Source organism: Curtobacterium sp. MCBA15_016 (assembly GCF_001865105.1).
Taxonomy (GTDB): domain Bacteria; phylum Actinomycetota; class Actinomycetes; order Actinomycetales; family Microbacteriaceae; genus Curtobacterium.
The window spans coordinates 40,659-49,381 of the sequence record NZ_MJGR01000024.1 but is presented as its reverse complement, the minus strand read 5'-3'; the positions used below and the strand labels follow the sequence as shown (position 1 = coordinate 49,381).

The window sequence follows — 8,723 nt, the reverse complement described above, 5'->3', positions numbered from 1 at the left end:
GGCGCGGTGCCAGCTGGCACCGCGCCTCCAGTCCGTCAGTCGTCCTCGTGCGCAGCCAGGGTGGCGAGCACGAGCTTCGCGATCCGCCGTTGGCCGGAGTCGTTCGGGTGGATGCCGTCCGTCGAGTAGATCCCCGTGCCGGAGTGGTCGGCCTGCGGGAACGTGTCCGCCATGCCGACGAAGGCGGCGCCACCCTTCGCTGCGGCGTTCTCGATCTCGGCGAGGTAGGTCGACCACGGGCTCGCCATGCCGTCCGTCATGCTCGAGGCCGGGTCGAACTCACCGATCACGAGCAGCGAGGGCTTCGTGGGGAGCGCCGCGAGGGCCTTCAGGAACGCCACGTACTGCGTCCCGAGTTCCTCGGGGGTGAGCTTCGACGCGTCGTTGCCACCCAGCGTGATCGTGACGAGGTCCGGAGCAGCACGACGCATCGCTGTCAGGAACCCCTCCTGGTCCTCGGTGAAGGTCGCGATCGTCGCTCCGGAGTGGGCGGAGTCGTAGCGGTGGATGCCCTTGCCCCGATCGCCGTCGAAGATCGTGAACCCCAGCAGGGAGAACGGCGAGACAGCGGTGACGGTCACCGTGTGCTCCCCGCTCGACAACCCGTCCACCGTCGTCGTCGTGCCGGTGCTGGCGGACCCCGTCGTGGCGACGATCTCCGGTGCGGCTCCGTCGACGCTGTAGGTGAAGTCACCGGACCCGGGGTAGCGCGCCCACCAGATGTCGATCCCGGTGCCCGTGAAGGCGTAGGTCCGCGAAGCGCCTGCCTGCATCGCGACCGATCGGTAACCGAGGTCGGGTGCGGTGGCGTCGAACTGGCTCGACCCCGTGCTCGCGGTCGCCCAGTCACCCCACGTCGAGTCCGGCCCGTACACGGCGAACTGTGCCGGGAGGTACCCGGCGCCACCGGTGACACCGTCCGTCGGGTGCTCCGTGCGGAGCCCGTCGAGCGTGAGGTCCATCCACCGGGTGGAGCGGGCGGAGGCGCCCTGCCCCTCGGTGATCGAGTCCCCCAGGGCGACCCAGTTCGCGGGTTCGTCGGCCCGGTCGGCCACGGCCGCGTTCCAGGTGGCGAGGGGATCGGCGGCCTTCGGGGCCGTCTGCGTGGAGCACCCCGAGACGACGGTCGCCAGGAGTGCGACGGCCACGCCGGCCACGACCCGGGCTCCCCCTCGACGCCGTCCACGAACAGTGCTCCGCAGTGGACCGTTCACGTTGCCTCCCGTGCGTTGGGATGTGGACCGCGACCGAGCGCCGGGTCGGGCAATGCTACGCGCCCCGCTCGCGGACCCGGAACGAGGCGTCGCCACTGACGAGCTCGCGTGACCACGCGACCTCGCGTCCGAGCTGCCCGGTCGACGTGAAGAGGCGCACCTGTTGCGTTCCGGGCAGGACGGAAGCGAGCACGTCGCGGTCTGCCGGAGTGAAGCCGAGCTTCTGCCAGAAGGGCCCCGACCGCCGCGAGAACAACCACGCTCGACCCGCGCCCGCTCGAGCCGCTTCAGCCAGCGCGAAGCACGCGAGCCGCGTACCGGCCCCGGACGCCCGCATCGAGCCGGACACCGCGACGCTCCGGATCAGGGCGTGCGCGCCGTCCGCGCTGAGCTCGAATCCGGTGCTGCCGATGATCCCGCCCTCGGGTCCGCGTTCGAGCCAGATCTGCACGGCCAGCGAGTCGAGGCCGGCGACCGTCAGGTCGGCCTCGAGCAGGAACGTCCGCAACTCGTCCAGGTCGTCGCTCGTCGCTCGTGTGCAGGGCACGACTCGTCCTCGTCCGGTGACGACTACGAGAGCAGCTGCTGGAACACCGCGACGGCCCGACCGATCCCGACGATGATGCCGATGACGACGACGGCGATGCTGATCCACAGCGGCCAGATGGGCCGTCCGGGTGCGACCTTGCGGACGACGACGTACCGGCCGATGACGTAGACGATCGGCGACAGGAACGCCCACGGCCACGAGAACGGCCGGACGACGCCCCGCCGCCCGAGTGCCCGGTGGTCGAAGAACGCGAGCACGACGTTCGCGGCGTACAGGAGCACGGAGAACGCCTGCAGCAGGAAGTACCCGGCGGTGTAGATCGAGGTCGGGTCGACCGTCCGGACGCCTCCCGGACCGACGCCGTACCGGACCTGCGGCTCGTAGAGGAAGGTGACGGGGAGGGAGAGCAGCGGGAGCAGCGCGAGGACCCAGACGAACACGGTGTCCGTCGGCACGTGCTCGGGAAGCCGCTGGCGGGGCAGCTGCGCGGGCGGCGGGCCGACCTGCACGGTCCACTGGGTGCCGTCCCACCACCGGGTGGCGTGTTGACCGGACGGGTCGGGGTACCAGCCTGGCGGCGTCGGTGACGACACGGTGCGCTCCTCGGGGGTCGGCGGGAGCATCGAACCCCCGCCCCGACCGTAGTGCAGCACGGCGGCCGAGTGCACCTACGCCCTCGCCGGACCCACCTCGTCCGGAGCGACGTCCTTCTGCACCGCGAACTGCGTCCGGTGCAGTTCCTCGTACCGCCCGCCCGCCGCGAGCAGCTCCTCGTGCGTCCCGCGCTCCACGATCGAGCCGTCCTCGACGACGAGGATCTGGTCCGCGCTCCGGATGGTGGAGAGTCGGTGCGCGATCACCATCGCCGTGCGTCCCTCGAGCGCCTCGCTGAGCGCGGCCTGCACCGCAGCCTCCGAGGTGGAGTCGAGGGCCGCCGTGGCCTCGTCGAGGATGACCACCCGCGGCTGGGCGAGCAGGAGCCTCGCGATCGTCATCCGCTGCCGCTCCCCGCCGGACAGCCGGTAGCCGCGCTCCCCCACCATCGTGTCGAGCTGGTCCGGCAGGGACCGGATCAGCGTCTCGAGGCGCGCGCGGCGGACCGCGTCCCACACCTCGTCGTCAGAGGCGTCCGGCCGGGCGAGCCGCAGGTTCGAGCGGATGGTCTCGTGGAACAGGTGCCCGTCCTGGGTCACCATGCCCATCGTGTGCCGGAGGGACTCGAAGGTCACGTCCCGGACGTCCTCGCCGGCGAGCCGGACGGCGCCCTGGTCGACGTCGTAGAGCCGCGAGAGCAGCTGCGCGATCGTGGACTTGCCCGCGCCGGAGGTCCCGACGAGCGCGACGGTCTGCCCGGGCTCAATCCGGAACGAGATGCCGTGCAGCACCTCGTCCCCGCCCCGGGTGTCGAGCGTGGAGACCTCCTCCAGCGACGCCAGCGACACCCGGTCCGCGGACGGGTAAGCGAACCGGACGTCGTCGAACTCCACCGCGACCGGCCCGTCCGGCACCGTCACCGCGTCGGGCTTCTCCTGGATGAGCGGCTCCAGGTCGAGGACCTCGAACACCCGCTCGAAGCTGACGACCGCGCTCATGATCTCCACCCGGGCGTTCGCGAGGCTGGTCAGCGGCACGTACAGCCGGGTGAGGAGGAGCGCGAGCGTGACCACGTCACCCGTGTTCAGCTGGCCGCCGAGCGCGAGGACCCCGCCGAGGCCGTACACGAGCGCGAGGGCGAGGGCCGCGACGAGCGTCAGGGCCGTGACGAAGACGAACTGCAGCATCGCGGTGCGCACCCCGATGTCCCGGACGCGCGCCGCACGGACGCGGAACTCCTCGGACTCCTCCTCCGGCCGACCGAAGAGCTTGACGAGGGTGGCTCCCGGTGCGGAGAAGCGCTCGGTCATCTGCGTGCTCATCGCCGAGTTGTGGTCGGCGGCCTCGCGACGCAGGGCCGCGAGCCGACCACCCATGCGGCGAGCCGGCACCAGGAAGAGCGGCAGCATGAGCACCGCGATCACCGTCACGAGCCACGACGTGCTGAGCATCACGGCGAGGGTGAGGACGAGCGCCACGAGGTTCGTGACCACGCCGGACAGCGTGCCGCTGAAGGCCTGCTGCGCTCCGATCACGTCGTTGTTGAGGCGGCTGACGAGCGCGCCCGTCCGGGTCCGGGTGAAGAAGGCGATCGGCATCTTCTGCACGTGGTCGAACACCGCCGTCCGCAGGTCGAGGATCACCCCTTCACCGATGCGGGCGGAGTACCACCGGGTCGCGAGCGACGAGGCAGCGTCGGCCACGGCGACGACGGCGATGACCACCGCGAGCCAGACGATCGTGCCGACCGCGCCACGAGCGGCGATGACGTCGACCACCTGGCCGGCGAGCACCGGAGTCGCGACCGCGAGGAACGCGCCGACGATCGAGAGCGCGATGAAGACCACGAGCTTGGCGCGGTACGGCGTCGCGAACGTCATGATGCGCCGGAGCGACTCGCGGGAGAACCCGTTCCTGCCGTCCTTGGCGGTGGAGATCTTGTAGAGCGAGCTCCAGGCCGCGCCTTCCATGCTCATGGCAGTTCCCTCCGCACCGCGGAGTCGACGCGGGCCGGCAGCCAGGATACGGCGGTCCGTCGCGCCCCGCGCCGGTCGCGGGAGCCTGGAGGCGCGACCCGCCTGACGGAGGCGGGTCGCGCCTCCAGGCTGGTCACCGCGCGAGCGGCTCGACACCGTAACTCGTGACCACCGCTCGCAACTCGTCCAGGTACGCCTGCGCCTGGACGGTGAGGGGAACCGAGGCGTGGGCGATCCACCCGATCTCGATGCGTTCGTCGACGTCGAGCGGGATGGCGACGATCTCGGGGTCGAGGTCGTCGCTGATGAGGCCCGTCGAGATCGTGTACCCACCGAGGCCGATCATGAGGTTGAAGATCGTCGCCCGGTCCGAGACCCGGATCTCCCGCTTGCTCGACATCGTCGACAGGATCTCCTCGGCCAGGTAGAAGGAGTTGTTCGCGCCCTGGTCGAACGTGAGTCGGGGCAGGTCGGCGAGGTCCTCGAGGGTCGCGCGCTCCCGCGACGCGATCGGGTTCCGCCGCGACACGAAGATGTGCGGCTGGGCGACGAACAGCGGGGTGAACACGACACCGGCGTCCCGCAGCAGCTTCCCGAGGACCTGCTTGTTGAAGTCGTTGCGGTAGAGGATGCCGACCTCGCTCCGCAGGGTGCGGACGTCCTCGATGATGTCCCAGGTGCGCGTCTCGCGGAGCGAGAACTCGTACTCGTCCGCGGCCGCCGCTTCGACCATCCGGACGAAGGCCTCGACGGCGAACGAGTAGTGCTGCGCCGACACCCCGAGCAACCGACGCGATGCCTGCCTGCCGACGTACCGCTGCTCGAGCAGGGAGACCTGCTCGACGACCTGCCGGGCGTACCCGAGGAACTCGACGCCGTCGACGGTGAGCACGACACCCCGGGCCGAACGGGTGAAGAGTGGGCGACCGATCCGTGTCTCGAGGTCCTTCATCGCCGCGGACATGGTCGGCTGCGACACGTAGAGCAGATCGGCCGCAGCGCTCATCGAGCCCTCGGTCGCGACCTCGATGAAGTACCGGAGCTGCTGCAGGGTGATGTCGTTCGAGACCCGTGCCATAGGCCGAGGCTATACCGCCGCATAGTGTCTCGGTATTACCTGATGGCCTCGGGATCCCGCCATGATCGACACATCATGGCGAGCGAGATCACCTTCAGCATCACCCGGACCCGGTTCGACGAGGACTACTCCCCGTCGGACAGCTCCCGGCTGACCACGAACTTCGCCAACCTGGCGCGCGGCGAGCGCCGGCAGGAGAACCTCCGTGCTGCGCTGGCGATGATCGACGAGCGCGCGAACGAGCTCTCGGCTGCCGGTGATCGCTACCGCCTGCAGCTCGACATCGTCTCGGCCGCACTGCAGTTCTCCGACGGTGGATCGGACGCCGAGTTCCCGCTGCTCGAGATGCTCGACGTCACGATCGTCGACCAGCACACCGGCGAGCACCACCACGGCATCCTCGGCAACAACTTCTCGTCGTACCTGCGCGACTACGACTTCTCGGTGCTGCTGCCGTCGGCGCCGGGCCTGCCGTCCGACTTCGGTGTGCTGCACGGGGCCCTCTTCCAGCGGTTCCTTTCGTCGTCGGCGTTCCACGACGGCTTCAGCGCCGAGCCCGTCGTCTGCATCAGCGTCTCGACGAGCCAGACCTACCGCCGGACCGGGTACGTCCACCCCGTCCTCGGCGCCGAGTACGAGCACGAGCACTCCTCCCTCACCGACGACTACTTCGGCCGGATGGGCATGCGGGTCCGGTACTTCCAGCCCGCCGGCGCGTCGGCCCCGCTGGCGTTCTACACGCGCGGCGACCTGACCGGGGACTACACGGACCTCCAGCTCATCGGCACGATCGCCACCATGGAGACGTTCCAGAAGATCTACCGCCCGGAGATCTACGCCGCGAACACCCCGGCCGGCAGCACGTACCGCCCCACCCTCGACCACACCGACTTCACGCCCACACCGGTCACCTACGACCGCGAGGAGCGCAGCCGCCTCGGGATCACCCAGGGCCGGTGGACCGAGGAGCACCTCGTGACGCCACACCACGCGCTCCTCTCGCAGTTCGCTGCCGAACCCGTCCCCGCCCGCTGACCGTCTGGACCCGCACCCGCATGAGTTCTCTCCTCCCCACCGCGATCGTCGGCAGCCTGCCGAAGCCGTCCTGGCTCGCCGAGCCCGAGCGCCTCTGGTCCCCCTGGCAGCTCGACGGCGCCGCCCTGACCGAGGGCAAGCAGGACGCACTCCGATCCGCCGTGCACGAGCAGGAGCACCGCGGGATCGACATCGTCAGCGACGGCGAGCAGACCCGCCAGCACTTCGTCACGACGTTCATCGAGCACCTCGACGGCATCGACCAGGAGCGCAAGGAGACCGTCCGGATCCGCGACCGCTACGACGCTGCCGTCCCCACGGTCGTCGGCGCAGTGAGTCGCCCCGCCCCGGTGTTCGTCGACGACGCCAAGTTCCTCCGCGCGCAGACCGACCGGCCGATCAAGTGGGCGCTCCCCGGGCCGATGACCATGATCGACACGCTCTCCGACCAGCACTACAAGTCTCGCGAGAAGCTGGCGTGGGAGTTCGCCACGATCCTCAACCAGGAAGCCCGGGAGCTCGAGGCCGCCGGCGTCGACATCATCCAGTTCGACGAGCCCGCCTTCACCGTGTTCCACGACGAGGTGCAGGACTGGGGCGTCGCCGCGCTCGAACGCGCCACCGAGGGCCTCCGCGCCGAGACCGCCGTGCACATCTGTTACGGGTACGGCATCGAGGCGAACAACAAGTGGAAGGAGACGCTCGGGGCGGAGTGGCGGCAGTACGAGCAGTCGTTCCCGCTGCTGCAGCAGTCGTCGATCGACATCGTGTCGCTCGAGTGCATCCACTCGCACGTGCCCCTCGACCTCGTGGAGCTCATCCGGGGGAAGAAGGTCATGCTCGGGGCGATCGACGTCGCGACCGAGGTCGTCGAGACCCCGGACGAGGTCGCTGAGGTGCTGCGGCGGGCGCTCGAGTTCGTGGATGCGGACAAGCTCATCCCGAGTTCGAACTGTGGGATGGCGCCGCTGGCGCGCGGGGCGGCGCTCGGGAAGCTCAGTGCGCTGTCCGCTGGTGCGGACATCGTGCGGGCCGAGCTCGTCGGCGCCACGGTCCCGTCAGGACGCTAGACGCTTTCTCGATTTGGCCTGGAGGCGCGACGACCGTCCGTTGCGCAGGTCCCGCTGGTCCTGGCGTCACCCCCGACCGCGCGTGACCGACCGCTCACGTCGCCGGGCGACGAACCACGTTGCCGGCCCGACGATCGGGACGAGGAGGATGACGAGGGCCCAGGCGAGCAAACGCCAGCCCGATGCCGTCGTGGCGAGCAACAGGGAGATGAAGGCCGCGAGAGCCAGGAGCAGTGCGACGACCGACAGGGCCATCAGCGCGCCGTCGAACACTGTCGGGACGAATGGGTTCATGGTTTCCTCCTCGGTCCGTCGTGCAGCCTCGTTCACTCCCAGCGGTTGGCGGTGATCGCGCCGTTGCCCTTCGCGCTGAGGCGCTGAACCGCTGAGTAGGTGCTCCAGGCGATCGTTCCCCACGGAGTCAGCACCCCGCGCTTCACAGTGACCTTGCACTTCGCCGTGGCCTGCCCGCCACTGACGTACCCGCTGCTCTTGGAGGTTCTCACCTCCGTGAAGGGCTGGACGTTCCTGACGACGGTGCACGAGTAGCCGAGCATCTTCTTCGCTGTCGTGCCGCTGTACTCGTACGACATCGAGACCTTGGTCTCGGTGAGCCGGATACCAGCGAAGGCGAACCACTGCGTCCCCCAGGACGATCGCGACGCCCTGGCCTCGATCGAGCCCTCATCAGACACGGCCTCCGACGGTTCTTGCGCAGCTCCCCACTCGAAGTCTCCGCTCGTGCGAACGGTCGTCGGGCCGAGGACGTTCTCGGCCGACTCGGCCGTTGCCGCCGACGCTGCAGCTGGATCCAGGAAGTACGACGCGAGCTCGTGGCGCTGATCAGCGCTGAGGCGGTCGAAGGACGCAACGTCGGAGAAGGACCCGGAAGCAGCCAGCTCAGCGCGGATGGCCGACAACACTGCCGACGGCGTGCGCGGAGGGACCTCATCGCTCGCGGCGGGCGCCAGTACCACGGCGTTGGCCGGGGCTGCTCCGATGACAGATGCTGCCACGACAGCGCACGCTGCGCCGATCGAGACGATCCGCCCATTGGTCGAATGCTTCATCAACGTTCCCCTCGTCCTCCGGCGCCAGCGCCGGCCTCGTCGCCGGCCGCATTGCCGACAGCACCATTCAAGTACTTGATACATCAGATACGCAAGTCCCGAATGAGCACGAAGGTGCCACGCCGCGTGGCTTCGG

At 69.6% G+C, this 8,723-nt stretch carries 9 protein-coding genes; 2 read left to right on the top strand and 7 right to left on the bottom strand.

Annotated features, from left to right (window positions below):
- Nucleotides 1–35 precede the first annotated feature (35 nt).
- From BIV03_RS10720 to BIV03_RS10700, 5 genes are all read right to left on the bottom strand, one after another.
- Nucleotides 36–1,148 carry a GDSL-type esterase/lipase family protein gene (locus BIV03_RS10720; protein WP_175475803.1) on the bottom strand — a complete coding sequence of 371 codons (1,113 nt, stop codon included), beginning with the start codon at nucleotides 1,146–1,148 and terminating at the stop codon, nucleotides 36–38.
- Between the two features lie 121 nt (nucleotides 1,149–1,269).
- Nucleotides 1,270–1,761, bottom strand: a complete 492-nt coding sequence (locus BIV03_RS10715; RefSeq protein WP_071295685.1) for a GNAT family N-acetyltransferase — start codon at nucleotides 1,759–1,761, stop codon at nucleotides 1,270–1,272.
- A gap of 23 nt (nucleotides 1,762–1,784) precedes the next feature.
- A complete protein-coding gene (locus tag BIV03_RS10710) occupies nucleotides 1,785–2,357 on the bottom strand; it encodes a DUF2510 domain-containing protein (protein WP_071295745.1) in 573 nt (190 codons plus the stop codon).
- 75 nt (nucleotides 2,358–2,432) lie between these two features.
- A complete protein-coding gene (locus BIV03_RS10705) occupies nucleotides 2,433–4,334 on the bottom strand; it encodes an ABC transporter ATP-binding protein (protein ID WP_071295684.1) in 1,902 nt (633 codons plus the stop codon).
- Between the two features lie 133 nt (nucleotides 4,335–4,467).
- Nucleotides 4,468–5,412 (bottom strand): LysR family transcriptional regulator, encoded by a 945-nt coding sequence (locus BIV03_RS10700; RefSeq protein ID WP_070417972.1) that lies wholly within the window; start codon nucleotides 5,410–5,412, stop codon nucleotides 4,468–4,470.
- 75 nt (nucleotides 5,413–5,487) lie between these two features.
- On the opposite strand from BIV03_RS10700, the gene BIV03_RS10695 reads away from it, so the two are divergent.
- Nucleotides 5,488–6,447 (top strand): putative oxygenase MesX, encoded by a 960-nt coding sequence (locus tag BIV03_RS10695; protein WP_071295683.1) that lies wholly within the window; start codon nucleotides 5,488–5,490, stop codon nucleotides 6,445–6,447.
- A gap of 20 nt (nucleotides 6,448–6,467) precedes the next feature.
- Nucleotides 6,468–7,517: a methionine synthase gene (locus BIV03_RS10690; protein WP_071295682.1), complete on the top strand. Its 1,050-nt coding sequence runs from the start codon at nucleotides 6,468–6,470 to the stop codon at nucleotides 7,515–7,517.
- Between the two features lie 66 nt (nucleotides 7,518–7,583).
- Here the strand turns inward: BIV03_RS10690 and BIV03_RS10685 are convergent, their stop codons facing one another.
- Nucleotides 7,584–7,811, bottom strand: coding sequence for a PLDc N-terminal domain-containing protein (locus tag BIV03_RS10685; RefSeq protein WP_071295681.1), 228 nt, complete (start codon nucleotides 7,809–7,811; stop codon nucleotides 7,584–7,586).
- 32 nt (nucleotides 7,812–7,843) lie between these two features.
- Nucleotides 7,844–8,587, bottom strand: a complete 744-nt coding sequence (locus BIV03_RS10680) for a hypothetical protein (protein ID WP_139201940.1) — start codon at nucleotides 8,585–8,587, stop codon at nucleotides 7,844–7,846.
- Between the last annotated feature and the right edge of the window lie 136 nt (nucleotides 8,588–8,723).

What these genes read in the sequence shown, in the direction of transcription:
- BIV03_RS10705 (WP_071295684.1), bottom strand. Translation starts at nt 4,334, where the DNA reads ATGAGCATGGAAGGCGCGGCCTGGAGCTCGCTCTACAAGATCTCCACC.
- BIV03_RS10700 (WP_070417972.1), bottom strand. Translation starts at nt 5,412, where the DNA reads ATGGCACGGGTCTCGAACGACATCACCCTGCAGCAGCTCCGGTACTTC.
- BIV03_RS10695 (WP_071295683.1), top strand. Translation starts at nt 5,488, where the DNA reads ATGGCGAGCGAGATCACCTTCAGCATCACCCGGACCCGGTTCGACGAG.
- BIV03_RS10690 (WP_071295682.1), top strand. Translation starts at nt 6,468, where the DNA reads ATGAGTTCTCTCCTCCCCACCGCGATCGTCGGCAGCCTGCCGAAGCCG.
- BIV03_RS10685 (WP_071295681.1), bottom strand. Translation starts at nt 7,811, where the DNA reads ATGAACCCATTCGTCCCGACAGTGTTCGACGGCGCGCTGATGGCCCTG.
- BIV03_RS10680 (WP_139201940.1), bottom strand. Translation starts at nt 8,587, where the DNA reads ATGAAGCATTCGACCAATGGGCGGATCGTCTCGATCGGCGCAGCGTGC.